Raw genomic sequence first — 26,187 nt, 5'->3', positions numbered from 1 at the left:
GCCGACTGACGCCGGTCGGCGCTGCCGGGCACCGCTACGCCTTCTGCCAGGTGGCGGCCGGCTCAGGCGTCGGCGAGTGCGCGAGTTGAGGCTTCGAGGATGTGCCCCAGCGCCGTGCGAGCTTGGGTGAGGTCGGCTATGCGGGAGTCCAGCTCGGCGTACTGAGTTTTCAGGTGGTCCAGAACGCAGGCCTGGAGCTGGGTGCCATCGCCGACGAAGCAGGGCATGAGCTCGCGAATGATCTTGGTTGGGAGCCCGGCGGCGAGCAGGGTGCGGATGCGCTCGACGGTGGCGAGGGCCTCTGGCCCATAGTGGCGATGGCCGCCTTCGCTGCGGTGCGAGGTGAGCAGCCCCTGGTCCTCGTAATAGCGGAGAAGGCGTACGGCCACACCCGTTTCGCGCGACAGCTCCCCGATCTTCATGTGACCCACCTCATGGCGCACCGGCTTGAATCTCACACCCGTGTCACATTCTAACGTTGACCACATGACGACGACATCCACTTCACCAGCACCCGTCTCGCTCTACGGATTTCTGACTCCCAAGCCCGGACACGCCGATGAGCTCCGCAAGCTCCTGATGGACCTCGTCGAGCTGACGCGAGGACATGAGGGCAGCCTCCAGTACCACCTTCACGAGCAGGAGGACGGCCGATTCTTTCTCTACGAGGTCTGGCGTTCCCAGGAGGACCTCGACCGGCACAACGCCACCCCGTTGCTGCGCACCATCATGAACGCACTGCCCGAGCACCTCGAAGGCACTCCCGAGGCCTACTTCGGCGCGATGAGGAGTTCCTACCCGGGCCGTCGTGACCTGACCTGATGCGCAACTACTTCCAGCCGATGAGCCCCCCTTCTCAAAGCGTCCTAAGCGCGGCCGCCCAAAGCTCCAGGAACAACTTCACCGCCGGCAACATGCCATAACCTCCGCTAATCAGTTGAAAGGGAGCGCGCAGGTGGAGCTTCGCGACATCGAGATCTTCCTGACACTGGCAGAGGAATTGCACTTCGGCCGGACAGCCCAGCGGCTGCACGTCACCCAGGCCCGCGTCAGCCAGGCGATCAAGAAGCAGGAACGCCGCATCGGCGCCGCCCTGTTCGACCGCGACAACCGCAACGTGGCCCTGACACCGATCGGCCGGCAGTTGTTCGAAGATCTCCAACCCATGTACCGGGGGCTGCGAGAGGGTATCGAGCGAGCCATCCGGGCCGCTCAGGGCACGACCGGCATCCTGCGACTGGGCATGGTCGGGCACAACCCCCAGGACCTACGGCCCCTCTTCGACGCCTTCAAGGCCCGTCATCCCGGATGTGAACTGCAGATCCGCAGCGTCGACTTCGGTGACCCGTTCGGGACGCTGCGCAGCGGGGATATCGACATCGCGCTCATCTGGCTCCCCGTTGACGAACCCGACCTCACCGTTGGTCCGATCGTCTACACCGAACCCATCGTGCTCGCGCTCTCACCCACGCACCCGCTGGCGTGCAAGGACTCGGTGTCGTACGAGGATCTCGCCGACCACACCGTCTTGGGCGGTGCCCGCCCCGGCTACTGGCGTGAGGCGCTCGTCCCCGCCCACACCCCCAGCGGACGGCCGATCCCGGTGGGCCCGCATGTCTCCCATTTCATGGGGATGATCCCGGTCATCGCCAGCGGCGAGGCCGTCTCGCCCGTGCACATCCATGCCGCCCGCTACATGACGCGGTCCGACATCGCCTACGTTCCCATCCACGACGCTCCGCTCGCCCGCTGGGCTCTGATCTGGCGCACCGCCGCCGAGACCGACCTCATCCGCGCCCTCGCACACGCCGCTGGCGACGCGACCTGCAGCATCCGATGACCCGCGACGGAATCGTTCTGACGATCTTTGTTGCGAATCCCCAAGTCGCCGTGGCGTACCAGCGGGAATCGTCACCGCCATCGCCGGACTCCTGTCCGACCAGCAGACCGCACAAGAGCCCCGACCACAGGCCGCGGCGCCTCAATCCCAACAATGCACGAGGTCGTTATCGCGTGCGCGTCCGTCGCGTTCGACCTGACCCCGCAGGGCCGCGGCGACTGGGACGCGAGCCTCGACTACTGACTCTCTAAAACGGCCCGGCGCTGCTCCCGGTAGTGCTTCCGCCTGTGTGATCTCCTCAGCCGCGGCCACCATTCACTCCGCCCGATGGCCAGGCCAGCCGAACCGGTACGGCGCGGCCACCGCGCAGCCCGCCACCGGCGGGGGAAGCCGGCCGCGTCCTACCCGTCCCGCACATCAGCCACCTACCGAGCAACGTTGAGGTTGTCGAGGATGCCGAGGTTGTCGAGGATGTTATTGATCGGAAGATCGATCGCTGCGGCCGGGGTTGCGCTCGCCATCGCCAGAGTGATCGCTACGGCGGCCATGTAAAGCAGCTTTTTCATGAGCTTTTGGTCCTTTCGTCAGGGCTATGGAGAACCGGACCGCGCCTAGCCTATCACTGAGAGTATGCGCTAAGTTACTTTAAGCTACTAGAGCGGCCAGCAAGAACCGAGCTTCGAGCCGGTGGGGCTGTGCTTGGTGCGTGGCGGCGTGGCAGGTCGCGGACGTGGGTGCTGATGCGCGCGCGTAGGTCAGCTCTTCCGGTTCCCACTCCCGACGCACCAGCGCGCTCCCTCGTCCGACCGGTCCCCGAGATCGGGACCCACCGTCGAACGTCCAAGAACTGCTATCGGCCGGTATGCCTCACTTGTGACCATCGCGCACCGCGACCGGATCTATCACAGAGGTACGTGTGGCTGGGGCCACGTTCGGGAGAAGACCCCCTATTCCGGCGGCACCCCTCGTAGAGGCCCGGAGCTCCGGCAAGCCACCACTCTGTCGGCGACGGGCGCCAGAACCTCGGTGACCTTCGCGACGGTTTCGGCGCCGGGTTTGACGCAGCGCATGGCGGTGCGGGGGTTCTTGTTCCGGGTCTTGCCCGTGATGAGCTGCAACGGCACTTCGGCTTCGCTGTCTTCTGGCGGGCAGGCGCGGGCCGCCGCCGCTGCAGTCGTCGATACTTGCAACGAGGATGAGGTGTATGACTGCTCTCACACGTCTAGTGACGTTTGTCGACGTCGATAATCAGGCGGCTGACACCATCTCGGTGTCGGCGCGTCACGAGGCAGAGCTTGTCGACGGAACTCGGGTGCTGCTGCTGAATGACCGAGGTTGGGGCTCATCGCAAGGCTGGGCCGCGACGTCGGTGGCAGACATACAAGAGACGACGCGGGCGGTGGTTGGGCCCGATGAGCCGTTCAGCGGCCGTTCCCAGGAAGACATGGAAGCAGACCATTGGGCCTCGCTCCAGCAGATCGCCCAGCGGCAGGGAGTCATTGTCGACACGGCCGCGCTCAGGCAGCTGCCGCACGACGTCGTGCTCAGCCAACGGGTGCTCGCGCGCATCACTCCGAGATGAACGGCTCCGTCAGATGCGGCGTCGCCAGGTGCGGCGTGGTGGCGGTTTCGCGGCCGAGCATGCGCTCCCTTGAGTGCCTGGCCGCCTCAGGGTCGATCTCGTGCGAGTAGGCGAGCTCGGGGTGGAGCAGCTGGAGCGCGTGCACCAGGAGGTCGCCGGTGACGAGCGCCAGCTCGCGCCCGTCGGCGACCAGCACGCTCTGGTGACCGGGCGTGGCGACCGGGCGCCCGGCGCGCAGCGGCGTGTCCCCGTCGAGGAGCCGGAGCCGGAGCCGACCGGCCGCCGCGAGCGGGTCGGTGAGGGTCTCGCGAAGCTGCGGGTTGAGCGCGTCGAGGGCGTCGACGCGAGCTGATCGGCGAGTTCGTCGCGACCCGGATAGCGTTCAACCGCACCGGCAGGGCGCTCAATGAGCTCGCCGCCGCTCTCGACCTCGCACGCACCCACGGAGTGAGCGGCGCCGCCGTACGGATCGCCCTCGCCGACCTGCTACCGGACAGAACGGCCAGCGGCGGAGCGCGCTGTCCGCGGGCTCGTTAACGCCACCGGCCGTTCGGTTGCCGCTCACGCCCCGGCTCTCCCCGATCGGGGAGAGCCGTTGACGCTCAGACACCGTGCGGCTTACGGGCGGTGCGGGAAGCGGCCGTAGTAGTCGCCGACCTGCTGGCGGTACGTCGGCTCCTGGTAGTTGTTCTCGTCGAACTCCGGAGCGTTCTTGATCTCCTCCTTGGTGCGGGCGAGGTAGACCTTCTTCTCCTGCGGGTCGATCCTGATGATGGTGCTCGCGGGCATCACGACCTTCTTGCCGAAGATCCAGAACCCGGTGTCGACGACGAGGTAGCTGGCGCCGACCGCGTTGTTCTCCTCGTCCACTGAGCCGATCTTGCCGTCGGTGGCTTCGACGTCGAAGCCGACCATGCTCATGGTCGGGTCGGAGACGACACCCTCGCGGTAGCTCCAGTGCTCGGTCATGTAGGTGACTCCCAGTTGTCGAGAATGTGAGTCGCCCAGCTACCCGGCGAAGGCGCGCCAAACCCCGGCGCCCCTCAGGGGAGGCGCCAGCGACCGTCCCTCATGAGCTCGCGGCCTTGGAGCTCGTTGACCTCCCGCCACGCCTGGATCCGCTCAGGACGGATACGGAAGTACAGGTACGGGCTGCTCAGTTCACGGGGGTCGAAGCCCGTCTTGACGGCGAAGGCGTCGCCCACCTCGGCGGGGACCTCTCCCATCCGCAGCGGCTCGGCCGTACCCTCGATGAGGATCACGTCGCGGGTGAGGCCGAGGCCGAGTCGAGCCTTCCCCGAAGCCTCCAGGTTGCGGGCGGTCGCCGAGTCGGCGGCCGTGGCGAACAGCAGCGTGTCGCCGTCCCACAGGAACGACAGCGGCACCATGTACGGCTCGCCGCCCTCCGGGCCGGCCGTGGCCACCCAGGCGTCGACATCGTGCTCCAGTCGATGCAGGGTGTCGAGCCTGCGCTGTTCGAAGGTGCGGGCGGCTGGCAGGGTCATCGCGGACAACTCCTCAAGGCGACCGGAAAAATCGCGCCGATGGTATCGAGCCGAGGTCGGCCACTCGCGCGCGGGCAGCCGGTGGCGCCGATCACCAGGCGTCCCACCCTCGGGCGCCACCCGCTCCGGGTGTACGACTTCATCCTCGGCTGTCTCGACGGGTACGGCCTCGACAACGGCCTGGAGCGCCTGCTCAACGGTCTCGCCGCGGCCCTGCAGGAACGAGCGTGAGCCTCAGCCCTCCCTGGTGAAGGCCATGTCCATCCAGTGCCGCCAGGTCGCGTCCTCGCCCCTGCGCTCCCACACGGCCGCCATGGCGCCGCCGTCCTCGGCGATCGTCAGCGTCGCGCGCTCCGTCTCGCCCTCGAACGTCCACACGCCCCCGTCGTCCACCCTGGCCAGCATCGTGACGAAGCCGCCGTGGCTGTCGAAGGAGCGCATGGGGCAGGTCCTGCTCGCCTCGTCGTAGGGTCCGATCATCTCGATGACCTCGACCCTCTCCTCCCCCATGCGCACGTCCACGCGGTGGATGAGGAAATGCCCGCCGGCCAGCCACGTGTAGGTGTCCGTCCCCGCGACGTGGATCGCGGGCTCGGAGGCGGTGCCCACGGTCTGCCCGCGCGAGCGCCAGTGACCCGCCAGCGCGTCAAGAGGTCGCCGATCCTTCATGGTGCACGTCTCTCTTAGCTATGTAAGATAGTGCTTAAACACTTACACACAATGCGAGCAGCGCGCAACGGAGGCGGCCGAGCGTGGACGAGGTGTTGAGGGCGGTCTCCGATCCGACCCGTCGCGCCATCCTGGACCTGGTGCGGGAGCGGGAGGTGCCGGCAGGAGAGATCGCCGAGCGCTTCCCCGAGATCAGCCGCCCCGCGGTGTCCCAGCATCTGCGGACCCTGGCCTCCGCCGGCCTCGTCGAGGTGCGCCGCGCGGGCAACCGCCGCTTCTACCGCCTGCGCCCCGAGGGCCTGACCGAGGCGCTGACGTTCTTGGAGACGATGTGGTCCACCTCGCTCGGCCGCCTCAGGCAGGCGGCCGAGCGAGAGGACCGGGACGCGAGAGGGTCATTGTGAGCAGGACGATCGAGCAGACGCTGCACATCCACGCGGGTCCAGAGACCGTGTGGCGGTTCTTCACCGATCCTGCCCGCCTGGCCCAGTGGTGGGGAACGGCCGAGCTGGACGCCCGCCCGGGCGGGACCCTGCGGGTTCACATGGACGGCGGCCCACGCCCCGTCATGCACGGGCGGTTCGTGGAGCTCGTGCCGTACGAGCGGATCGTCTTCACCTTCGGCTGGGAGGCCACCCCCGGAGCCCCCGACATCCCGCCGGGAACCACCAGGGTCGAGGTCACCCTGACCCAGGACGGCGAGGGCACCCGGCTCACCCTCCGCCACAGCGGCCTTCCCGACCTGCTCGAACAGGAGACCGGCAGCGGCTGGGCCGATGTGCTCGGCCGTCTCGCGCAGAGCGCGGACGGGCGCGGACGGCCTCAGCGGGGCGGCGACACCGGCCCCGCCTCGTAGGCGATGATCACCAGCTGCACCCGTGACGCCCCTCCACCGGCGCTCTGGAGCACCCTGTCCGGAATCGGGCCGCCCGTTCGTCATAGTGGTGAGTTCACGGGAGTGAGGAACAGCGATGAAGTACATGATGTTCGTCTGCACCGACACCGAGCCCGACACCGACAAGGCGGCCGAGCCCGACATCGAGGTGTGGGTGTCGGACAATGACGCGCGCGGTCGTCGTCTGGAGGGCAGCGCGCTGGCGCCGACGTCGGCGGCCACGACGGTCAGGGTCCGCGACGGCAGCCTGCTGGTGTCCGACGGGCCCTTCACGGAGACCAAGGAGGTGATCGTGGGCTACGACCTGCTGGAGTGCGCCGACCTGGACGAGGCGATCGAGGTGGCCCGCGCCCACCCGATGGCCAGGGCAGGACGGCTGGAGCTGCGCCCGCTGGCCGACCTGAACGATTGACCGGCGTGACCGATGTTCGTGCGGCGGCGACGGCCGAGGCCGTCGCCGCCGCGAGCGTGGACGCGTACGCGCGGATCGTGGCGGCGCTGATCCGCGTCACCGGCGACTGGACGCTGGCCGAGGACTGTGCCCAGGAGGCGCTGACGCTCGCGCTGCAGCGGTGGCCGCTGGAGGGGGTGCCGCGCAACCCGGGCGGCTGGCTGATGACGGTGGCCCGCAACCGCGCGGTCGACGTGCTGCGCCGCGCTTCGGTCGAACGCCGCAAGCTGGCCGAGCTGGCGGTGCTCGCGCTGAACGATGAGGGCCACGTCCCGGCGCGAGAGGAGGTGGTGGACGACCGGCTGCGCCTCATCTTCACCTGCTGTCATCCCGCCCTCGCCCTGGAGGCGCGCGTGGCCCTGACCCTGCGGACGATCGGCGGGGTGCCCACCGCTGACATCGCGCGGGCCTTCCTGGTCAGCGAGTCGACCATGACCAGGCGCCTGACCAGGGCCAAGACGAGGATCGCGGAGGCCGGCATCCCGTACAGGGTGCCGACAGGTTCCGCGCTCACCGAGCGGCTGCCCGGCGTGCTCGCGGTGCTGTACCTGCTGTTCACCCACGGCTACAACGCCGACGGACGGCCCGCGTTCGCCGAGGAGGCCATCCGCCTGGCCAGGCTCCTGCGGCGGCTCATGCCCGGCCAGGGCGAGGTGTCCGCGCTGCTGGCGCTGTTCCTGTTCCAGCACTCGCGGCGCGAGACCCGCAGAGATGGACAGGGCAACCTGCTCACCCTGGACAGACAGGACCGGCGCCGGTGGGATCACGCCGCGATCGCCGAGGGCCTGCGCGTCCTCGACGGCGCGCCAGAAGCAGGACCGTACGCGCTGCAAGCCAGGATCGCCGCCTGCCACGCCACCGCCGCCTCCGCCGACGCCACCGACTGGCCGGCGATCGCCACCTGGTACGACCGGCTGGCAGAGCTCCAGCCCTCGCCGGTGATCGAGCTGAACCGCGCCGTCGCGCACGGCTACGCGCACGGACCCGCGGCCGGTCTCGCCCTGCTCGCCCAGGCCCGCGCGGGCGGCGCGCTGGACGACTACCCGCTGGCCGTGGCGGCCGAAGCGGACCTCCTCGCCCGGCACGGCCGGCGTGAGCGGGCCGCGACCCTGTTCCGGCAGGCCGCCGTCGTCGCCCACTCCGAACCCGAACGGCGCGCCCTGCTCGATCGGGCCGACGAGGCGGCTTCGCACTCTTCGGGCTGAGGCTCCGCCCGCGGCGTCTGTCAGGGAAGGCCGGATACGTTCTCGGTCGGCGGACTCGGCTTCCCCGCCCCCGCCGGACCGCTCGCCTTCATCGACCTCGACCCGGTGCCCCTCGCGCTGGTGGCCGCACCCGCCCATCCGTTCGCCGCTCGCCGCTCTGACACCCGGAGACCTGGAGCACGAGCGGCTCCTGGTCAACGTGCCGGAGTGCTCGTTCTGGATGGCAGGCAACAAGATCCTCGGTTCGGGCCCCCGGCGGATCAAAGCAGGAGGCGTCCCGGTGATGCGCGCATGGGAGCACGGGCTCGGCATCTCGCTGCTCCCCCGGTTCGCGGTCGCCGACAGCCTCCGCTCCGGCGCCCTGGTCCCGCTCGACCTTCCGCTCCCGGATCTCAGCCTGCGACTCGTCTGGCGAGAAGACCGGGAGTCGCTGCCCGGCATGCGCGACATCCTCTACGCCGCAGCCCGTCCCTGAACACCGACCCCCGCTGTACTGCCAGGACCGACCATCCAGAGCCGCGATGTGGAGCCGAACCGCCTTCGCCGCGCGGATGAGCGTGCGGGCCGACCCCCGACGCGCCGGCGTCCGGTCGCAGGGCGGATGATGAGTCTTCCGCCCTGCCAGTGCAGCGAGGTGAAGGAGCGATCGTGATTCGGGTATTGCTGGCGGAGGACATGGACCTCATCCGCGGGGCCATCGTCGCGCTGCTGGGGCTGGAGAGCGACCTGACGGTCGTGGCGGAGGTCGCGACAGGGAAGGCGGCGGTGGCGGCCGCCCTGGAACATCGGCCGGACGTGGCGGTGCTCGACGTGCACATGCCAGGCGAGATGGACGGGCTTGCCGCGGCAGGGGTGCTGGCTGAGCGGCTTCCCGCGTGCAGAGTGGTGCTCCTCACGTCGCTGGGGCGTCCTGAGACCTTGCGCAAGGCACTGTCGTCCGAGGTCAGTGGATTCATACTCAAGGACGCACCGCCCGCCCAACTGGCCGAGGCGATCCGGCGGGTGGCCGCAGGAGAGCGCGTGCTCGACCCGGATCTGGCCGCGCAGGCGATCATGGGCAGGCCCAACCCCCTGAGCGCCAGGGAGGTCGAGGTGCTGCGGCTGGCGGCCGACGGCGTGGAGCCCGCGGTGATCGCCTCGACGTTGTTCCTGTCGAAGGGGACGGTGCGCAATTACCTGGGTGCGATCGTCACCAAGCTAGACGCGCGCAACCGTCTTGACGCCGTCCGGATCGCGACCGAGGCCGGTTGGCTGTAGGACGAGGAGCTCATACCCTCCGGGGACGTGCGCCGTCCGCAGGGTGCCGCCCAGCGAGGTCACCCGCTGGGCCAGGTTCGTCAGGCCCTGACCGGGCGGCGCGGTGGCTTCGCCGACTCCATCGTTGGTGATCCGCAGGCGTGCGGTGGCATTCTGCAGAGTGAGCTCGACGCGGCAGTGCCGGGCGCGGCTGTGCCGCAGGACGTTGGTGACCGCCTCGCGCAGGACGGTGGCCAGCAGCGCGTCGATCTCCCCTGGCAGCTCGACGACGGAATCGGCGTGGACGGTCGCGCCCGCAGCGGACAGCACCTCGCGAGCGGAGGCCAGCTCGGTTCCCAGTGACAGCGCGTGGCCGCTGTCGCCTGGAACCGCGGCCAGGTCGGTGAGGGCGCGCTCGGCGATGCGGGTGATGTCGGCGAGCTGCTCGGCGGCCCGCTCGGGGACGTGGACGGCCAGTTCCCCCTTCACCACGATGGCCGACAGGCTGTAACCGAGCAGATCGTGGACGTCCCTGGAGATGCGGCGGCGCTCTCTGGCCAGCGCGATCCCGGCCAGGGAGAGACGTGCCTGGCGCACCTCGGTGACCATGTCGGTGTGCACGGCCAGGCCGTGGAACATGACCGCTATGGCCAGCGCGTTCAACGTCCAGTAGAGATTGTCGGCCGGGGGGACACCGCGTAGCGCCATCGTGGCGGCCGTGGCCACCAGCATGGCGCCGACCGCGGGGAAGGCCGCCCAGCGGGTCCACAGGATGAGAAGCGAGCCCGCCGCGAAGCCGATCAACTGCGGGTAGGGACGGTCCGGGAGGAACAGCGGCACCAGGACGAGGACGAACTGCAGCGGAAGCGTCCACCCGGCGTGCCGGGGCCGGACGCCGGGCGGCCGGGGCAACGAGTGGTGGAGCTGCAGGAGCGTGACGACGACCACGGCCGGCAGGCCGATGGCCAGGACGGCGGAAGGCAGGGCCGCGCGCCAGAGGAACACCGCCGAGACGATCAGAAAGCCCAGGTGCGCGGCCACCAGGATGGGGACCGCCAGTCTGGGTGTGAGGTCGTCGAAGGACGGCTGCGCCTGGGCGGGGGGAGCCTGCCGAGCGCGTGCGGCGGCGCGACGGGCCAGAGTGAGAATGTCGCCGGTGCGCCCCTGCGCCGCCAAGGCGATGATGGCCGACAGGCTGGAGCCCAGGACGCTCTCGAGGTCGCGGGAGGCACGCTCGCGTTCCTCGGCGACCGACGCCTCGGCCAGTTGGTGACGAGCGGCGTGCAGCTCGATGCGCACGTCGTTCAGGCGGGTGACGCCGAACAGGACCAATCCCTGGGTGAGCGCGTTCACCATGGCGTTCACGCAGGTGTAGACGTCGACCGTGTTCATCAGGCCCGCGGCGGCCACGACGGCGCAGAACAGCACCCAGCGCAGCGGGCCTCGCGCGATCAGGAGCACGGAGGCGGCGAGCAACCCGGGGGCGCCCTGCCCGGCCCACGGGAACAGCAGGGCCTGGGCGGCGAGGGTCCACGGACCGCGCAGGCGGCGCAGGCGCGGCAGGCTGTGCACGATCTGCAGGGTGACCATAGCGACCGCAGGAACGCTGGGCAGTGGGGCCAGAGGGTCGAATACCACGGCTGCCAGGATCACCAGGATGACCGTCACAGCGGAGGATCTTACCGATATGTACTGATTATGCGTTTCGCATGCGGTGTCGATGCTCCTGACACTGGTCCCGCGTCGCCCCAGGTCGGCAGGGTCTACTTCATGAGAGCCCACCTCCTCCGCATCCTGGCGACGGCGCTGACCGGCGCCGTGATCCTCACCTCGGGACCTGCCGTGGCTGCCGCCGAGCCGACCCCGCCGCAGGCAGATCTGCCGGGACTGGCCGAGTTGGTCGACCGTGTCGTCCCCGAGCAGCTGGCCAGGGACCGCATCCCTGGCGCGGCGGTCGTCGTGGTCTCCGGTGGGCGTACGGTCCTCGCCAAGGGGTACGGGGTCGCCGACGTGGCCACGGGGCGGCCGATCGACCCCGGCCGCACCGGCTTCTTCACCGGCTCGCTCGCCAAGCTGTTCACCGCCACGGCGGCGATGCAACTCGTCGAGGACGGGAGCCTCGACCTGCGAGCGGACGTCAACCGGTACCTCACCTCGTTCACCATCGAGGACTCCTATCCAGGCCGGCCCGTCACTCTGGAGCACCTCCTGACCTACACGGCAGGCTTCGACGAGGACATCGTCGGGCTCGCCGAGGCCGATCCCGAAGACGTCGGCCCGCTGTCGCGCAGTTTGGCCCAGCGGCAACCGCCTCGCGTGCGCCCACCGGGCACGCGCGTCGCCTACGACAACTACGGCATGGCGCTCGCCGGCCACCTCGTGGAGGCCGCCTCAGGGCAACCGTTCGCGCAGTACGTCGAGCAGCACATCCTCAAGCCGCTCGGGATGAACGCCACCAGCATGGCCGTGCCGCACTCCGCGGCGCTGGCCGCCGACCTCGCCGGCGCCTACCGCCCGAGCGGAGACGGCTACGCCACCGTCAAGGGCCAGTACGCGCCGTGGGCCCCCACCGGAGCCGGCCCCGTCTCCACCCCGGCCGACATGGGCCGTTTCATGCTCGCCCAGCTCCGCGACGATCCTCGCCTGGGCAGGAACCTCGCCGGCCGCCTCCAGGAGCAGCACTACGCCCAGGACTCCCGCATCCCGGGCATGGGCTACGCCTTCGAGCTGGGGTCGCGCAACGGTCACCGGCTCATCTACAAGGACGGCGACGTGCCTGGCCACCACAACGTCCTTGCCCTGCTCCCCGAGGAGAACCTCGGCGTCTACGTCGTCTACAACGGCGACGGCGTCGGCACCGTCGCCGGCTGGAACGGCCAGAGCCTCGTCAACCGGATCGTCGACCGCTACCTGCCCGCGAAAACGGCCACCGCGGGCGCCGCCCGTGCCACCGCAGGGGTCGGCGACGTGACGCGATACGCCGGCACCTACCGCTCCACGCGCACCAGCCGTACCAGCCTCATGAAGGCGGGCTCCCTGTTCGCCGCGCCGACCGTGCAGGCCAACGCCGACGGCACCCTGACGACCACCGGGCTGTCGCCCGACCCGGCCAGGACGACCCAGCACTGGACGCGAACCGGCCCCGGCCTCTTCCAGGAGCGCGACGGCCAGGCGCGGATCGCCTTCGACGGCGAGGGGACGCTGTCCAGCTCGATGAACCCGTCGGAGGCCCTGGAGAAGTTGGCCTGGTACGACGCCCCGACACCGCACACCATCCTGTTCGGTCTCAGCGCCCTGGTGTTCGCGCTCGCCTTCCTCCTCCTTCCGATCACCGCCTCGGTGCGCCTCCTGCGGCGCTCCCGCGCCGGTGCCCCGCGCCAGCCGGCCGGCGCCCGTGCCGCCCGGCTCCTGGCCTGGATCACGGCCGCGCTGGTGACCACCTTCGCGGCCGGGTTCGCGATGATCATGTCCGACCCGAACGTGGCCGCGGAGCTGACCGCCCTCAACGCGCTCCCGCTCGCCGCGCTGCCGGTCATCGCCACGGTCGGGCTCCTGTGCGCCGTCCTGGTCACCGTCGCCGCGGTGCCGGCCTGGGCGAAGGGCTGGTGGGGCCTGCCAGGACGGCTGTGCCACACGACGCTCGCGCTGGCCGGCGTGGTGTTCTTCAAGATCGCTATGACCTACAACCTCCTCGCCCTGCCCTTCCCCACGAACTGATCAACCGACCCGCTTGGCCGCCGCCATGGCGTGCGGCATACTGTTCCCGCCCGATCATGATCATTCGCCTGAATGAGGACCGCTTGCGGCGACGCCGGCACTTCCCCAGCGCTGGGGTGCCTCGACTGCCCTTGGACGCGGTCCACAGCGTCCCTTCCCTGCGTGAGCGCCCTGGTCCCCGCTCAGCACCGGCTCACTTCGCACGCCGGTGACGGGGGTCGAAGAAAGGAAAGAACGTGTCCGAACAAGGAATCAATCGGCGTCAACTCCTGGCCTCGGCTGCGGCCGTCGGCGGTTTGTCCCTCGGCCTTTCACTCGCCCCCACCGCGGCCCATGCCACGTCCTCAGCCGCCGACCGCGCCCGCCGCACCGGCGCCTCATGGGAGAACCTCATCGAGAAGTCCTCCTTCAGCAGCACCTCGGCCTTCAACCGGGAGTGGAACCACCTCTACCCCTGGGACGGCAGCGCCGACACCCACAACGGCGCCGCCAGGATGCACGCCGGCCAGGTCTCTCTCGCTCAGGGCGTGCTGACCCTGACGGCGACCCGGCTGGCCGCGGCGGACGGGAACAGCCCGCACGCGCCGAACGCTCCGCTGTGGTACCGCTCGGGCGCCGTCCACGCCAAGGAGCAGATCCTCGTCAACGACCAGTTCCCCGAGTACGACATCGAGGGCGAGTTCCGCACCCAGACCGGACAGGGCATCTGGCCGGCGTTCTGGACCACGGGTACCTGGCCGGCCTGGCCGCCGGAGAGCGACATCCTGGAATACGTGGGGAACTCGACCAACCTCTTCAACACCTGGAGCAAGAACGCCAGCGGCGAGGAGGTCGTCGAGCGTGAACCGGTCAGCGGCCACAACCCCGACGCCTGGCACAAGTACCGCGTCTGGATGTACAAGGACGGCGACGACGTCATGCTCGACTACTACTTCGACGGGGTCTGGAAGGCGACCCACCGGGGAGTCGGCTGGGCGGGTGTCCCGCAGTGGCTCATCATCAACCTGCAGATGGGCTCCTGGGCTTCCGGGATCGAGCCCGGCGGTCCTGGCTGGAACGAGCAACCAGGCCCTTCCGGCAACACCTACTTCCGTGCCCGGAACGTGTGGGTGGGGCGTACCCGCGCCTGGTGACGCGTCGCGGACCTTCGCCTGATGTCGAAGCCCTGATGTCGAGGCCCTGCCCGTCGGGGCCTCGAGCGGTCTCAGCCGCCTCCTGGAGCGGTCAGCGCCACCGTGACCGCCCAGCCGATGTAGGCGGCGTTGACCACCAGGCGGGCCACCGCGCCCGCCGGACGGTCCAGCAGTCGCGGCCGGTCGCGATGCGCGTGCCGTAGCGCGTCCACGTGCGAGGCGAGATAGGCGGTGATGAGCGCGGCGGCGGCCCAGCCCCCCGCCGCCCTCCCACCTGGAACGACCAGCAGCCCGCCCACGAGGATCTCCGCCACCCCGCTGGCGGCGACGGCCGGCCCTGCCCAGGGGAACCAGCCGGGGACGAGCGTGCGGAAGTATCCGGGGAAGAGGAAGTGCGAGGCTCCCACGGCGATCAGGAAGAGAGCCAGAGCGCTGGCGGCGATATCGTGCATGACGCGATGCTGACCCCTACGCCCGCGCAGGCGCTTGAACGAAACGATCGCCGGTTGCGGTCCGTCCCCGGCGGCGGGATGACCGTGTTCGAGGAGAACGGACCTGCGAGGGTCGCCCGTCACGTGCATCCCGTGTGGAAGATCGTCCTTCCTGAGCGAGGGCCCGCCGTGGCCGGGCGGATCTCGGGCGCGGGGCTGCTCGTGCCGCCGCAGCTCGCCCACACCGCCGCGGTGACCTCGGCCTACACGGCGCTGTTCGTCGATCCGTGGCTGCTGCGCCCGCGACAGGAGGTGACGGTGCTCGACGAGCGAGCCGTACGGCGGATGCGGGCAGCCCTCGGCTCCGGCGCCGCCTTGACGGAGCTCGTCACGCTCGCCGGCCCAGGCCCGCGCCTCGACCCGAGGGTGGCTCACGCCCTGGATCTGGCCGCCGACCTGCTGCCCGTCGACGCCATCGCCGCCGAGGTAGGGCTGTCGCCGCCACGGCTGCGCGCCCTGGTCCGCGCGTCCGTCGGGATCCCGCTGGTACGGCTGCGCCAGTGGGCGCGGCTGCGGGCGGCCGTCACCCAGCTCGGCCTCTCGTCGGTGGCGTCGGCCGCGGCCACGGCCGGCTTCGCCGACCAGGCCCACCTGGCCCGCACCTCCCGCGCCCTGCTGGGCCGCACCCCCGTGTCGCTCGCGCCCCACGCCACACGCCAGGCCACAGTGCCGCTCTAGGGGGTGGCGGTCGCGGCTCTGGTGTAACGGCCGGCCAGGTGCGCGAAGGCTTCCTTGAGCTCGGCCGGCCCGACGACCTCGATGTCTGCGTCGAAGGCGCCGACGGTGGCGGCAAGGCCGGTCCATGACCACGAGCCCAGGACGAGCCGGCAGCGGTCCTGGCCGAGTTCCTCGACGACTCCGTCGCGGGTGTAGCTGGACACGGCGGCGGCGGGCAGGTCGAGGATCACCTCGCCGCGGCAGGGCCAGTCGCCGGAGCCGTCGGAGCCCCGGAACCTGCCGGCCAGGAAGGCGGCCACCTCGCCTCCGGGCAGCTCGCGCGGGCTGAAGCGGGGCCCTGTGGGGGTGCGAGGGGTGATCCGATCGGCACGGAAGGTGCGCCAGTCCTCGCGGTCGAGGTCCCAGGCGACGAGGTACCAGCGCCCGCCCCAGGTGACGAGGTGATGGGGCTGCACCCGGCGAGGCGGGGTACCGCCGCCGCCGTCGTCCGCCCCTGCGGGCGCGTAGTCGAAGCGCAGCACCTCGCGGGCGTGGACGGCGGCGCTGAGAACCATGAGCACGCTGCTGTCGACCTGTGGGTCCGGCCGGGTCGAAGGGCGCTCGACGGCGGTCACCTGGAGGGTGTCGATCCGGCGGCGCAGCCGTGCGGGCATCACCTGCCGGACGGTGTTCAGCGCGCGCGCCGCGGCCTCCTCTATGCCGGCACCGGCGGTGGCGGCGATCTGGAGCGCGATGGCCAGGGCGACGGCCTGCTCGTCGTCGAACAGCAACGGGGGCAGCTCCGTGCCGGCGTCGAGCCGGTACCCGCCGTCGGGCCCCTTGAAGGCGGTGATGGGATAGCCGAGCTCGCGCAGGCGGTCGACGTCCCGACGCACGGTGCGCGGGCTGACGTCCAGCCGCTCGGCCAGCAGCGCCCCCGGCCAGTCCCGGCGCGCCTGGAGCAGCGAGAGCAGTGACAGCAGTCGCGCTGAGGTCTTCGGCATGAACCCCATACTGCCCCGAGAAGCGGCCACACCCTGTCCGCTACCCCTGCGACTGTTGCCTCAGGCCGGACAGCCGATTGCGAGATCGGCAGTTCGGTCCGGGCGCTTCAGAGCGTCCGTAGACAATCACCGAAGGCTGGGAGCCGACCATGTCCGTCAAGTCCGTGACTCATCTGAACTTCCGGGGCGACGCCCGCGCGGCGCTCGAGTTCTACCAGGCCGTGTTCGGTGGTGACCTCGCCGCCGTCACGTACAAGGACGCCGGCAGCGTGCAGGACCCCGCCGAGGCGGACCAGGTGATGTGGGGCCAGGTGGTCGCGGACAACGGCTTCCACGTGATGGCCTACGACGTGCCCTCGCGAACGCCGTGGGAGCGGGGTGAGAACTCGTTCTTCGTCTCCCTCCGCGGCGAGACCACGGAGGAAGTCACCGCGTACTGGGAGAAACTGTCCGCCGGAGCGACCATCGCGCAGCCGTTGGCGCCTGCGCAGTGGGCGCCGCTGTACGGGATGCTCACGGACCGCTTCGGCGTCGTCTGGGTCGTGGACGTCGTGAGCGAGTACAACGGCTGAGCCGTCATGCGTGGTGAGGGAGGCGCGCACCGTCCGTCCTCCCCCACCACGCTCCTGTCCCCGCACCTTCTTCCGAAGGGAACAACCACCATGAGGATGCGGCCCCCGGGGAGGACCGGAACGCAGATCAGCCCCTGCCCCCTGAGCGTGTCCTACGACCCGCCGCCCACCACACGAGCGGCGTGGCCCCGATGACCGTTCTCGACACCCGGGCGCTCAACCGCGCGACGCTGGCTCGGCAGTTGCTGCTCGATCGCGCGGACATGCCGGTCCTCGACGCCGTCGCGCACCTGTGCGGTTTGCAGGCGCAGGAGCCGCAGGAACCGTTCGTCGGGCTCTGGTCGCGGCTGCGCGTTCGACCCGGCGATGCTCTCGGCCCTGCCGCAACGTCCTGCTCTCCTCCTGGCTGGGACGCGAGAGCGACCCGCCGGCCCCTGAGGGCTCCGATCCGGTCGGCGAGGCGCTGGTACGGCGCTATCTCGCTGCCTTCGGCCCCGCCGCCACGGCCGACCTGCGCGCCTGGTGCGGCCTGGCCGGACTGCCGGGCGCGGTGGCCGCGATACGCGAGGAGCTGGTCACCTTCCGCGACGAGCGAGGCCGGGAACTGCTGGACCTCCCCGGGGTGTGACCGAGATACGCGCCAAAGGGGCAACGGGATGATCTTGAAGCCCTGAGCGCTCGTCGCCCGTCACCCATTCGGCCCAGTGTCGTTGATGGTGATGTTGAGCGTCCTCTGGGGCCTGGGGTGGGTTGTGACATCGATTGAACGGACCGCGTATCCACGGTTCAAGCGGCTGATCACCGCGCATGAGCTGCATCTGTTCTTCTCCCCGAGCCGCGATGAGCTGGAGTGGGCAGCCGATGCCACGGACTGCGATGAGCATCTGTTGGCGCTGCTGCTGATGCTGAAGTCGTACCGGCGCATGGGGTGTTCCCGGCGCTGGAGGACGTCCTGGAAATGGTGGTGGACTTCGTCCGGCGTGCGGTGGAGCTGCCGGAGGGCACGCTGCCGGTATACCGGGCGGAGCGGACCGCCAAGCATCACCGGGGCCTGGTCCGCAAGCAGGCCGGCGTGACGTATGACCAGGCCAAGGCCCGGCAGATCGTCGAGCAGTCGATCCGCAAGGAGGCCGCGGCGAAGAACCGCCCGGCGGACCTGATCAACATCGCGCTGGAGAAGGTGGTGGAGGCCGGGCTGGAGCTGCCGGGGTTCTCGACCTTCGACAAGCTGGCCTCGAAGATCCGTACCGAGGTGAACTGGGTGGAGTGGTGGCGCCGTTTCGGCCCGGCCTCGGGCAACGAACCCAAGCTCACCGGCCCTTTGGGCCGCTACGTGATCGTCACGTTCGTCAAGGGGCACCAACATGGGCCCGTACGAGGCCGCCCGGCACATCCCCGGCGTGAGCGGGCACGAGCTGTCGTACGTCGCCAACAAGCACTTCTCGATCGTGCTGCTGAACGAGGCGGTCGCCGACCTGGTGAACGCGCACGCCCGCCCGGACATCTCGCAGGCGTGGGGTGACGGGACCGCGGTGGCGGCGGACGGCACCCACATGGACACCTATCTCGACAACCTGCTCTCCGAGACGAGCGTGCGGTACGGCAAGCAGGGCGGCATCGCCTACCACCACGTCTCGGACACCTACATCGCGCTGTTCACGCACTTCATCCCGTGCGGCGTGTGGGAGGCCGTCTACATCATCGAGGGCTTGCTGAAGAACACCTCCGAGGTGCAGCCGACCACGGTGCACGCGGATACGCAGGGCCAGAGCTTCCCTGTCTTTGCGCTCGCCCACCTCCTGGGCTTCGACCTGATGCCCAGGATCAGGAACTGGAAGGAACTGACCTTCTACCGGCCCTCCAAGCAGAGCGAGTACGTACACATCGACGCCCTGTTCGGAGAGCCGGGCAAGAACACAATCGACTTCGACCTGATCGAGTCCCAGTTCCGCCACCTGATGCGGGTGGCCGTCTCCGTACGCGAGGGCACCATCTCCTCCTCCACGCTGCTCAAGCGGCTGCGGTCGGGGTCGCGGAAGAACGCCACCTACGCGGCCTTCCGCGAGGTCGGCCGCGTGATCCGCACCGTCCAGCTTCTGCGCTACCTCTCGGACGCGCCGTTGCGGCGGCGGGTGACCGCGGCGACCAACAAGGTCGAGTCGTTCAACCGGTTTTCCCAGTGGATCGGCTTCGGCAACCGCGGCGTCATCGCCGACAACGACCCGATCGAGCAGGAGAAGGCGATGAAGTTCAACGCCCTGCTCACGAACGCGGTGATCTTCCACAACGCCCTGGACATCGCGGAGATCGTCCGCCAGCTGCTGGAGGAGGGATGGGAGATCGACCCGGAAGACCTGGCGCACATCTCGCCGTACCTGACCGAACACATCAACCGGTTCGGCGAGTACAGCACCCACGAAGTCGGCATCCGGCCGGAAGACGTCGACTTCACCCCGCTCCGTGAGCAGGGTCTGATCGCCGCCGGCCTCGGTCAGGCCGCTTGACCCAACGTTCTCGCCTATGCGGCCGCCCTTTCGGATCGGGATGCGGGTCGGCTATGTGGTGGGCCGCAGAAAGCCGACGACGGCCTCCTTTTCCATGTCGATACCCTGCTCGATCTGAGGCGGGACAGGTTCGAACGCATCCACCTGGATGGAGCGCGAGCCGGGGCCACGGGTCCAGGTGGCAATGGCCAGGCCGTCGGCGATGACGGTGGGGCGGATGAGGCCGCCTCCTGGCCAGACGCGGGCCTGGTGGAGAGCGGGGACGGACGCCTCGCGGGTGCGGTAGCCGATCAGGTAGTTGTCGTAGGCGGGCAGCATGCGAACGTCCGGGGTGTCAGACGAGCGTGGGAGTTCTTTCACCCGCCCGGCGAGCATGGTCAATGCGCCGTACTCGGTGATCACGCCGGATTCCGCCAGCATTTTCCAGGCCCTGCGGGCCCAGGTGATCGGCAGTCCGGACCAGGCGGCGAAGTCCTCCAAGGTGGCGGGGGCGTGCGCGGTCAGGTACCGGCGGGCCAGCTCGGCGAGAGCATCGTCGCCCTCCCACCGGAAGCGCCCGGTGGAGGGCAGCCAGTCGTCGAGCAACACATACGTGCCCTCACCGGCGCGCTGCGGACCATGGCAGAGGATGCCGGTGAGTGCTGCGTGGCGGATCAGGTAGAACGGCGCCTGCCCGTCCGGCGGAATACCGAGGGTGGTAAGGCGCTCGGTCAGCTCGGCCCGGGTGAGTGGGCCGTGCGCGGCAAGAGCACGCCGGATGAGATGGTCGGCGCGCTGGCGCAGATCATCGCCCAGGCCCAGCTGCTGGTAGCGGCGGCTGGTTGCGGCAAGGATCCGCGGGGACAGCAACTGCAACACCCAGCGGGCGTCGTCGCTGGGGATGGTGTGCAGGGTGCCGCGCATGTACCAGTTGCGGACGATACTCCGCTCTTTCTCGTATGCCGTGCGGATGGCCTGGGCGGTGATGTCCCGGCCGCGTACCCGGATGCCCAGGTCGGCGGCCGTGGCGTCCTGGGCCTGGATGGCGAAGACCCGTCGGACGACCGTCACGGCAGAGGCCTCGCATGCTCCGCCAGCCAGGGCCTGCGCACAGGCCCGCAGCCTGCGGATGCTCTCGTGGTCAGGCGTCGGGCTGTGCCTCTCGGCCGGCGCGGTCAGGAGACGGCCTTGTCGAGGACGCGGGCGAGTTCGGCGGGCGCGGACAGCATCGGCCAGTGCCCGGTGCGCAGGTCGAAGCGCCGCCACGGCGGCTGGTTCAGGTAGGCCAGCATCGGCACCCCGGCATCCAGCAGCCCCGTGAAGTCACGGCAGGCGATCAGGACACGGTCCACACCGGGACCGGGCTCGGCCGGGCCGGCGAGACGCTGGGTGAAAGTGCCGAACGGCTGAGGGGTGGCACGCGTGCGCAGAGCGTTCCGCTGGCCCTCATCGAGCCCGTCGAGGCTGCTGGACAAGCCCAGGACCTCAAAGGGCGGCATCGGTAGCCGCCACCCGTCGCCGGAAGCGTCGACCTGCTGGCGCAGCTGGTCCGCTGCCTGCGGTGGCATGAGGTCGAGCATGCACATGCCTGGGGCGAACGGGGCGCTGTCCACGTAGATCACGCGCTCCAGGCGGTCGCCGAGACGTCCGGCTGCCCCGGTCACCGGGGCAGCCGCGTAGCTGTGGGCGACCAGCGTGACGTCGCGCAGATCGTTCCGCTCGACGAATCCCGTGATGTCCGCGATGTGCGTGTCCAGGTCCGTCTGGGGTCCGCCCTGGTCTGCGTGCTCGGCCAGGCCGGTCAGTGTCAGCGGCAGCGCCGTGTGGCCGCGCTCCTGCAGAGCGCGGGCGGTGTCTTCCCAGGCCCACGCCCCGAGCCAGGCGCCGGGAACGAGTACGAAGGTGGCCATGTGATCTCCCAGAAGTAGGTACTGCGGGGAGCGTAAAGTCGATACAGGACAGAATCCGCCCTGAAATGCCGAGTGATCCATGTCGCATCCCCTGACCCGTGTACTGACCCTGCTGGAACTCCTCCAGTCCAACGCCCGGCTCACCGGGATGGAGCTGGCCGACCGCCTGAACACCGACGTCCGCACAGTGCGCCGGTACATGTCCCACCTACGGGACCTGGGCATCCCCGTGGAAGCCGAACGCGGCCGCTACGGCGGCTACCGGCTGGCCCGCGGCTACCGCATGCCACCCCTGGTCCTCACCAATGACGAGGCCCTCGCCGTCGTTCTTGGCCTGCTCGCCGCAGACCGTCTGGGCATGGGCACCGCCGCGCCGGCCACTGCCGGTGCCCTGGCCAAGATCGAACGGGTGCTCCCGCAGGCCCTGCGCGAACCGCTCGCTGCCATGCGGGAGACCCTGTCGTTCACCGCCAACGCCGTAATCGGGCAGGCCCCCGGAACCGGCGTCCTGCTGGCACTGGCCCAGGCCTCCCGCGCCCACACGACCGTCGCCATCAGCCACCAGTCCTGGCGCCAGGAACACACCGAACGCGACATCGACCCCTACGGCGTGGTCTTCCACACCGGCCGCTGGTACGTCGTCGGCCACGACCACCTCCGCGACAGCTTGCGCACCTTCCGCATCGACCGCATCACCTCCGTCAACCCCCGAGCCGACAGCTTCACCGCACCTGACGGCTTCGACCCCGTCGCCCACCTGACCTCGACCCTCGCTCAGGGGCCCTACCGCTGGCAGGTCGAGGTGACGATCCATGGCCCCCTCGATGAGATCGCTCGCCGGCTGCCTCGCTCAGCGGTGACCCTCACCGCCCAGCCCACCGGCGTTCTCATGCACGCACGGGCAGAACGGCTGGACGGCATGGCCCACATGCTCGCCTCCCTGGAGTGGCCCTTCACCATCCACCATCCCGACGAACTGCGGCAGGCGCTCAAGAATCTGGCCGCCCAGCTCACCGCAGCCGCCCAGCGGAAACCGGAAGAACTACCGCAGTAAATGCCGGATTTACTGCGGCGGAGCCCCTACCGTGATCACCGCGACCTGCGGCGGGCCATTCCGGCCGCCGGGGCGAGGTGTACGCATTTACTGCGGCAGTGCCGGAAGGGCGGGACGGCGTGACGATCGAACCAGTGACCGATCTCGGGAGCGGGGGCGCACTTCGGTTGCCGCGCGCTCGGGTCGTATCTCTGTCCGCCCCACCCGCGTCGTACACCGCGGCGGTCGAGCGCTACCTCACCGGCGCGGGCATCGCGAAGTCCTCCGCCCGGATCTACCGGATCTCCCTCACGACGTGGGGATGGATGCTCACCGGAGAACCCGCGCCGACCGGGCCCGCCCGACGAGGCGCGAAACCGCCCGTCTTCCCCATCACCTCGATCGACGACCCGGCGCTGCCGGAAGTCTTGGCCGAGCTGGCCGCCGCGCGGGCGGATGAGATGGACGCCGACACCGTCAACCGTGAACTGTCCATCGCCCGGAAGGCGATCGGCTGGTGGCAGCGCCAAGGCTGGATCGAAGGCGATCCCACGATCGGCATCGAGCGGCGGCCGGCACCGCCCGACCGCACCAAGGCTCTCGCGGAGAACCAGATCGCCGCCCTGTGGCGCCTCGACGTCGCGCTGCGGGAGAAGACGCAGTGGAAGATGCTCTACGAGTCCGCCGCACGGGCCGACGAGGTGCTGTGCCTCAATGTGGAAGACCTGTACCCGCAGGACAAGCGTGGGAAGATCACCGCCAAGGGCGGAGCGACCGAGTGGATTCACTGGCAGTCCGGCACCGCCCAGCTCCTGCTCCGGCTCATCACCCGCCGCACCCGCGGCCCGCTGTTCCTCACCGACCGCAAGGCCCCGGCCGGAACGCCGACGCTGGACGTGTGCCCGGAGACCGGTCGGGGCCGGCTCTCCTACCGCCGAGCTGAAGAAATCTTCGAGGAGAACACCCGGCTGCTGGCCAACCCGCTCGCCTCGCCCGAGGACATTGAGGACTTGGACGGCTGGACCCTGCACCGGCTCCGGCACAGCGCTCTTACACACGACGCCGAGGAGGGCGCCTCGACCCCGATGCTGCTGGCCCGCTCCCGCCACGCCTCCGTCCGCTCCCTGGAGCGGTACGCCCGCCCCGGCGTCGACTCGGTCGCCCGGCACGTCGTCGAACGCGACCCCGCTGCACGCCGCCGCACGTAAATCCGAGCAGATCAGGGCTTCAAGATCACCCCATTGCCCCTTTGGCGCGTATCTCGGTCACACCCCTCCCCGACGCGCCGCGCCCCGACCCCTACACACCCGCCCCTGTGCGGTTCCTGCCGGCCTTCGACAACGCGATCCTCGGTTAACACGTCCGCAGCCGGATCATCGACGACGCCCATCGCGGCCTGTCGGTCGCCGGCGCCCGCGTTGTCCTGGTCGACGGCCGGGTCGCCGCGACCTGGAGCGTCAAGGCAGGCGCCGTGACCGTCACTCCGCTGCGCCGCTTCTCACGAGGCGACCGCACCACCGTGGCCGAGCAGGGGCGGGCGCTGGCGGCGTTCCTGTCCGACGGCGACGGTCACCGCGTGGAGATCGCCGCCTCTCCCGGCTGAGCGACACGCCTACAGGCTCAGGCCGGACTCCAGGTGGGCGAGTGCCCTGTCGATCTCGGCGGGCCCGTCCATGTCGGGGTCCTGCGCCCATTGCAGCCAGACCATCGCCACGACCCCGAAGACGGCGCCGGCGACGTTGCGGATCCGGGGGTCGTCCGCGCCGCATCCCACCCTGTCCGCGACGATCTCGGAAAGTTCCCGCAGCAGGCCGGGGCTCCTGCGCAGGTTGGCGGCCAGCAGCTCGGGGACGGTCGCCGCGAACACCTCCCGCGCGTGCCCCGCGGCGATCTCCTCGGCGGTCAGGGAGGCGAACGCCGTACGGAACGCGCCGCGCAGCACGGCGACCGGTTCACCGGGCGGCTGGACCTGGAGAGCCTCGATGAGCGGAGGGAAACGATCGAAGGTGACCAGGTCCTCCTTGGTCGGGAAGTAGCGGAAGAAGGTCGCGGGCGAGATCTCGGCGGCCTCGGCGATCTGGTCGATGGTGGTGGCGTTGTAGCCGCGTTCACGGAAGAGCCTGAACGCTTCGCGCAGGATCGCCTCCCTGGTCCTGGCCTTCTTGCGTTCGCGTAGCCCGCTGGTGCCCATGGTCGAAATGTACCGCACCAGCAAATGGTGGTTTACTCTCAAAATAGGGTGAGCTATCAGAACTTCCTGAACGGAGCTGTGTCAGTGACCGATCAGAATCTTGGAACCCCGGTGACCCTGCCCACCCGGCGTGATCCCGCCTGCCCGTTCGACCCGCCCGAAGAGCTGACGCGGCTGCGTGACTCCCAGCCCCTCACCCGGCTGGCCTTCCCGGACGGCCACGTCGGCTGGCTGGTCACCCGCTACGACGCCGCACGCAGGGTCCTGGCCGATCCACGCTTCAGCGTCCGGATGGATCTCAAGCATTCGCCGCTTCCGCGGCGCAACGTCCTGGCCGGGAGCGGCGACAAGCCGGCGCCCGGCATGTTCGTCGTCATGGACGATCCGGAGCACAGGCGGTTCCGGCGCCTGCTGACCGGGCAGTTCACCGTTCAGCGGATGAGGCGCCTCGAGCCTCGGATCGTCCAGATCACCGCCGACCACCTGGACGCCATGGCCAAGGCCGGGCCGCCCGTCGATCTCGTGCAGGCGTTCGCTCTGCCGATCCCCTCGCTGGTGATCTGCGAGCTGCTCGGCGTTCCCTACGAGGATCACGCCTTCTTCCAGGAGCAGACGGCCGTGGCCGTCGATCTGGACGCCTCCGTGGAACAGGCCACGGTCGCCGCGGGACGACTCACCGACTACTTCGCCGACCTGGTGCGGCGCAAGCGTCCGCGCCCCACCGACGACCTGCTGGGCGGGCTGATCACCGACAGCGACCTGACCGACGAGGAGCTGACCACCATCGGGTTGGCGCTGCTGATCGCAGGCCACGAGACCACCGCGAACATGCTCGCCCTCGGCGTCTTCGCCCTCCTGAGCCACCCCGAGCAGCTCGACGCCTACCGCGCCGACACCTCACTGACCGACAGCGCGGTCGAGGAGCTGCTGCGTTACCTGACCATCATTCACCGGGGCTCGCCCAGTCGTGCCGCCCTGGCGGACGTCGAGCTGGACGGGCAGCTCATCCGCGCGGGCGAGACCGTGATCATCGGCCTGCCCGCGGTCAATCGCGATCCGGCGCGGTTCGCCGACCCCGACGTCCTGCGGCTCGGACGTGATGGAGCCCGGCACCACCTGGCCTTCGGCCACGGCGTGCATCAGTGTCTCGGTCAGCAGTTGGCGAGGATCGAGATGCGCATCGGCTATCGCATGCTGTTCGAGCGGTTTCCCGCACTGCGCCTGGCCGTGCCGGCGGCTGAGATCTCCATGCGCGAGGCGTCCCTGGCCTATGGGGTGCGGCGGCTTCCCGTCACCTGGGAGCAGGCATGAGAGTGATCGCCGACCAGGACCGCTGCGTGGCCGCCGGTCAGTGCGTCCTGTCCGCGCCGGACGTCTTCGACCAGCGCGAGGAGGACGGCGTCGTCATGCTTCGCGATCCCACACCCCGCCCCGACCTGCACGACGCCGTCCGCGACGCCGTGGCGCTCTGCCCCGCCGCGGCCATCCGCGCCCAGGAAGGCCGATGACGGCTCCGCCGCCGTGCTCGTCAGGGGCGCGGGAACCCGCACTCAACGCGGGCGGTGGTGGCCCCGGTCACGGCGGGGTCCGGCGCGATGGAGCCAACGGTGGCG

At 69.9% G+C, this 26,187-nt stretch carries 31 protein-coding genes and 3 pseudogenes; 23 read left to right on the top strand and 11 right to left on the bottom strand.

The features are described 5' to 3' along the window. Positions 1 to 62: 62 nt before the first annotated feature. Positions 63 to 422, bottom strand: a complete 360-nt coding sequence (locus ABFX50_RS32830; protein WP_346151850.1) for a MerR family transcriptional regulator — start codon at positions 420 to 422, stop codon at positions 63 to 65. Between the two features lie 64 nt (positions 423 to 486). Here ABFX50_RS32830 and ABFX50_RS32825 point away from each other — a divergent pair, with 64 nt between their 5' ends. Beyond that, positions 487 to 822 carry a putative quinol monooxygenase gene (locus ABFX50_RS32825; protein WP_346151848.1) on the top strand — a complete coding sequence of 112 codons (336 nt, stop codon included), beginning with the start codon at positions 487 to 489 and terminating at the stop codon, positions 820 to 822. Positions 823 to 955: 133 nt separating this feature from the next. Next, complete coding sequence (locus ABFX50_RS32820) at positions 956 to 1,840, top strand: LysR family transcriptional regulator (protein WP_346151846.1); 885 nt, start codon at positions 956 to 958, stop codon at positions 1,838 to 1,840. A 425-nt stretch (positions 1,841 to 2,265) separates the two neighbouring features. Here ABFX50_RS32820 and ABFX50_RS32815 read toward each other — a convergent pair whose 3' ends face one another. Continuing rightward, positions 2,266 to 2,406, bottom strand: a complete 141-nt coding sequence (locus tag ABFX50_RS32815; RefSeq protein WP_346151844.1) for a hypothetical protein — start codon at positions 2,404 to 2,406, stop codon at positions 2,266 to 2,268. Between the two features lie 659 nt (positions 2,407 to 3,065). On the opposite strand from ABFX50_RS32815, the gene ABFX50_RS32810 reads away from it, so the two are divergent. After that, the gene (locus tag ABFX50_RS32810) at positions 3,066 to 3,422 is read left to right on the top strand and encodes a hypothetical protein (RefSeq protein ID WP_346151843.1); all 357 of its coding nucleotides are present in this window, start codon (positions 3,066 to 3,068) and stop codon (positions 3,420 to 3,422) included. Positions 3,423 to 3,522: 100 nt separating this feature from the next. After that, on the top strand, positions 3,523 to 3,774 hold the full coding sequence (locus ABFX50_RS32805; RefSeq protein WP_346151841.1) for a hypothetical protein: 252 nt from the start codon (positions 3,523 to 3,525) through the stop codon (positions 3,772 to 3,774). A gap of 266 nt (positions 3,775 to 4,040) precedes the next feature. On the opposite strand, the gene ABFX50_RS32800 is transcribed toward ABFX50_RS32805, so the two are convergent. After that, positions 4,041 to 4,391: a PRC-barrel domain containing protein gene (locus ABFX50_RS32800; RefSeq protein WP_346151839.1), complete on the bottom strand. Its 351-nt coding sequence runs from the start codon at positions 4,389 to 4,391 to the stop codon at positions 4,041 to 4,043. A gap of 74 nt (positions 4,392 to 4,465) precedes the next feature. Continuing rightward, positions 4,466 to 4,927 carry a pyridoxamine 5'-phosphate oxidase family protein gene (locus tag ABFX50_RS32795; RefSeq protein ID WP_346151837.1) on the bottom strand — a complete coding sequence of 154 codons (462 nt, stop codon included), beginning with the start codon at positions 4,925 to 4,927 and terminating at the stop codon, positions 4,466 to 4,468. Between the two features lie 39 nt (positions 4,928 to 4,966). Here ABFX50_RS32795 and ABFX50_RS32790 point away from each other — a divergent pair, with 39 nt between their 5' ends. After that, positions 4,967 to 5,158 (top strand): hypothetical protein, encoded by a 192-nt coding sequence (locus ABFX50_RS32790; protein WP_346151835.1) that lies wholly within the window; start codon positions 4,967 to 4,969, stop codon positions 5,156 to 5,158. A gap of 3 nt (positions 5,159 to 5,161) precedes the next feature. Here ABFX50_RS32790 and ABFX50_RS32785 read toward each other — a convergent pair whose 3' ends face one another. After that, the gene (locus ABFX50_RS32785; protein ID WP_346151834.1) at positions 5,162 to 5,596 is read right to left on the bottom strand and encodes a DUF1579 family protein; all 435 of its coding nucleotides are present in this window, start codon (positions 5,594 to 5,596) and stop codon (positions 5,162 to 5,164) included. 83 nt (positions 5,597 to 5,679) lie between these two features. On the opposite strand from ABFX50_RS32785, the gene ABFX50_RS32780 reads away from it, so the two are divergent. The 6 genes from ABFX50_RS32780 to ABFX50_RS32755 all read left to right on the top strand — a co-directional run bounded on the left by ABFX50_RS32780 (position 5,680) and on the right by ABFX50_RS32755 (position 9,404). Further along, positions 5,680 to 6,000 carry an ArsR/SmtB family transcription factor gene (locus tag ABFX50_RS32780; protein ID WP_183643413.1) on the top strand — a complete coding sequence of 107 codons (321 nt, stop codon included), beginning with the start codon at positions 5,680 to 5,682 and terminating at the stop codon, positions 5,998 to 6,000. Beyond that, positions 5,997 to 6,452: an SRPBCC family protein gene (locus ABFX50_RS32775; protein ID WP_346151833.1), complete on the top strand. Its 456-nt coding sequence runs from the start codon at positions 5,997 to 5,999 to the stop codon at positions 6,450 to 6,452. Before ABFX50_RS32780 ends, ABFX50_RS32775 begins: the two co-directional genes overlap by 4 nt. A 115-nt stretch (positions 6,453 to 6,567) precedes the next feature. After that, positions 6,568 to 6,903 (top strand): YciI family protein, encoded by a 336-nt coding sequence (locus ABFX50_RS32770; protein ID WP_346151831.1) that lies wholly within the window; start codon positions 6,568 to 6,570, stop codon positions 6,901 to 6,903. Between the two features lie 5 nt (positions 6,904 to 6,908). Beyond that, complete coding sequence (locus ABFX50_RS32765) at positions 6,909 to 8,147, top strand: RNA polymerase sigma factor (protein WP_346151829.1); 1,239 nt, start codon at positions 6,909 to 6,911, stop codon at positions 8,145 to 8,147. Further along, positions 8,035 to 8,622, top strand: coding sequence for a LysR substrate-binding domain-containing protein (locus tag ABFX50_RS32760; RefSeq protein ID WP_346151827.1), 588 nt, complete (start codon positions 8,035 to 8,037; stop codon positions 8,620 to 8,622). Before ABFX50_RS32765 ends, ABFX50_RS32760 begins: the two co-directional genes overlap by 113 nt. A 173-nt stretch (positions 8,623 to 8,795) precedes the next feature. Continuing rightward, the gene (locus ABFX50_RS32755; protein WP_346151825.1) at positions 8,796 to 9,404 is read left to right on the top strand and encodes a response regulator transcription factor; all 609 of its coding nucleotides are present in this window, start codon (positions 8,796 to 8,798) and stop codon (positions 9,402 to 9,404) included. Here the strand turns inward: ABFX50_RS32755 and ABFX50_RS32750 are convergent. Continuing rightward, positions 9,345 to 11,051 carry a sensor histidine kinase gene (locus ABFX50_RS32750; protein ID WP_346151823.1) on the bottom strand — a complete coding sequence of 569 codons (1,707 nt, stop codon included), beginning with the start codon at positions 11,049 to 11,051 and terminating at the stop codon, positions 9,345 to 9,347. The two genes, ABFX50_RS32755 and ABFX50_RS32750, sit on opposite strands and share 60 nt — an antisense overlap. 102 nt (positions 11,052 to 11,153) lie before the next feature. Here ABFX50_RS32750 and ABFX50_RS32745 point away from each other — a divergent pair, with 102 nt between their 5' ends. Beyond that, positions 11,154 to 13,100 (top strand): serine hydrolase domain-containing protein, encoded by a 1,947-nt coding sequence (locus tag ABFX50_RS32745; RefSeq protein ID WP_346151822.1) that lies wholly within the window; start codon positions 11,154 to 11,156, stop codon positions 13,098 to 13,100. 236 nt (positions 13,101 to 13,336) lie between these two features. Next, a complete protein-coding gene (locus ABFX50_RS32740; RefSeq protein WP_346151820.1) occupies positions 13,337 to 14,233 on the top strand; it encodes a glycoside hydrolase family 16 protein in 897 nt (298 codons plus the stop codon). A gap of 71 nt (positions 14,234 to 14,304) precedes the next feature. On the opposite strand, the gene ABFX50_RS32735 is transcribed toward ABFX50_RS32740, so the two are convergent. Further along, entirely contained in the window at positions 14,305 to 14,685 is a 381-nt protein-coding gene (locus tag ABFX50_RS32735; RefSeq protein WP_346151818.1) for a DoxX family protein, read from the bottom strand. Positions 14,686 to 14,739: 54 nt separating this feature from the next. Here ABFX50_RS32735 and ABFX50_RS32730 point away from each other — a divergent pair, with 54 nt between their 5' ends. Then, positions 14,740 to 15,402 (top strand): helix-turn-helix domain-containing protein, encoded by a 663-nt coding sequence (locus tag ABFX50_RS32730; protein ID WP_346151816.1) that lies wholly within the window; start codon positions 14,740 to 14,742, stop codon positions 15,400 to 15,402. Here ABFX50_RS32730 and ABFX50_RS32725 read toward each other — a convergent pair. Continuing rightward, entirely contained in the window at positions 15,399 to 16,385 is a 987-nt protein-coding gene (locus ABFX50_RS32725) for a helix-turn-helix transcriptional regulator (RefSeq protein ID WP_346151814.1), read from the bottom strand. The two genes, ABFX50_RS32730 and ABFX50_RS32725, sit on opposite strands and share 4 nt — an antisense overlap. A 149-nt stretch (positions 16,386 to 16,534) precedes the next feature. Between ABFX50_RS32725 and ABFX50_RS32720 the strand changes: the two genes are divergently transcribed. The 4 genes and pseudogenes from ABFX50_RS32720 to ABFX50_RS32700 form a co-directional block, all read left to right on the top strand. Next, complete coding sequence (locus ABFX50_RS32720; RefSeq protein ID WP_183643377.1) at positions 16,535 to 16,957, top strand: VOC family protein; 423 nt, start codon at positions 16,535 to 16,537, stop codon at positions 16,955 to 16,957. Between the two features lie 292 nt (positions 16,958 to 17,249). After that, on the top strand, positions 17,250 to 17,585 hold the full coding sequence (locus ABFX50_RS32715) for a DNA glycosylase AlkZ-like family protein (RefSeq protein ID WP_379503448.1): 336 nt from the start codon (positions 17,250 to 17,252) through the stop codon (positions 17,583 to 17,585). Positions 17,586 to 17,670: 85 nt separating this feature from the next. Further along, positions 17,671 to 18,137: pseudogene (locus tag ABFX50_RS51435) on the top strand (DUF4158 domain-containing protein); the annotation flags it as partial. Positions 18,138 to 18,185: 48 nt separating this feature from the next. Further along, positions 18,186 to 19,461: pseudogene (locus ABFX50_RS32700) on the top strand (transposase); the annotation flags it as partial. A 51-nt stretch (positions 19,462 to 19,512) separates the two neighbouring features. Here the strand turns inward: ABFX50_RS32700 and ABFX50_RS32695 are convergent. Together ABFX50_RS32695 and ABFX50_RS32690 are read right to left on the bottom strand one after the other, a co-directional pair. Then, positions 19,513 to 20,511: a winged helix DNA-binding domain-containing protein gene (locus ABFX50_RS32695; protein ID WP_346151811.1), complete on the bottom strand. Its 999-nt coding sequence runs from the start codon at positions 20,509 to 20,511 to the stop codon at positions 19,513 to 19,515. A gap of 104 nt (positions 20,512 to 20,615) precedes the next feature. Beyond that, a complete protein-coding gene (locus tag ABFX50_RS32690) occupies positions 20,616 to 21,350 on the bottom strand; it encodes an alpha/beta fold hydrolase (RefSeq protein ID WP_346151809.1) in 735 nt (244 codons plus the stop codon). A 79-nt stretch (positions 21,351 to 21,429) separates the two neighbouring features. Between ABFX50_RS32690 and ABFX50_RS32685 the strand changes: the two genes are divergently transcribed. The 3 genes and pseudogenes from ABFX50_RS32685 to ABFX50_RS32675 form a co-directional block, all read left to right on the top strand. Then, a complete protein-coding gene (locus tag ABFX50_RS32685) occupies positions 21,430 to 22,404 on the top strand; it encodes a helix-turn-helix transcriptional regulator (RefSeq protein ID WP_346151807.1) in 975 nt (324 codons plus the stop codon). Positions 22,405 to 22,523: 119 nt separating this feature from the next. After that, positions 22,524 to 23,591, top strand: coding sequence for a tyrosine-type recombinase/integrase (locus ABFX50_RS32680; RefSeq protein WP_346151805.1), 1,068 nt, complete (start codon positions 22,524 to 22,526; stop codon positions 23,589 to 23,591). Between the two features lie 65 nt (positions 23,592 to 23,656). Then, a pseudogene (locus tag ABFX50_RS32675) lies at positions 23,657 to 23,986 on the top strand (DNA glycosylase AlkZ-like family protein); the annotation flags it as partial. Positions 23,987 to 23,995: 9 nt separating this feature from the next. On the opposite strand, the gene ABFX50_RS32670 reads toward ABFX50_RS32675, so the two are convergent. Continuing rightward, entirely contained in the window at positions 23,996 to 24,592 is a 597-nt protein-coding gene (locus ABFX50_RS32670) for a TetR family transcriptional regulator (protein WP_346151803.1), read from the bottom strand. A gap of 93 nt (positions 24,593 to 24,685) precedes the next feature. Here ABFX50_RS32670 and ABFX50_RS32665 point away from each other — a divergent pair, with 93 nt between their 5' ends. Next, positions 24,686 to 25,885, top strand: coding sequence for a cytochrome P450 (locus tag ABFX50_RS32665; RefSeq protein WP_346151801.1), 1,200 nt, complete (start codon positions 24,686 to 24,688; stop codon positions 25,883 to 25,885). After that, complete coding sequence (locus ABFX50_RS32660) at positions 25,882 to 26,082, top strand: ferredoxin (protein WP_346151799.1); 201 nt, start codon at positions 25,882 to 25,884, stop codon at positions 26,080 to 26,082. Before ABFX50_RS32665 ends, ABFX50_RS32660 begins: the two co-directional genes overlap by 4 nt. Positions 26,083 to 26,187 lie beyond the last annotated feature (105 nt).

The sequence above is a fragment of the Nonomuraea recticatena genome (assembly GCF_039533245.1).
Taxonomy (GTDB): Bacteria; Actinomycetota; Actinomycetes; order Streptosporangiales; family Streptosporangiaceae; genus Nonomuraea; species Nonomuraea roseola.
Note: the sequence above shows the minus strand (reverse complement) of the source record. Positions and strands in the feature narration are given on the sequence as shown.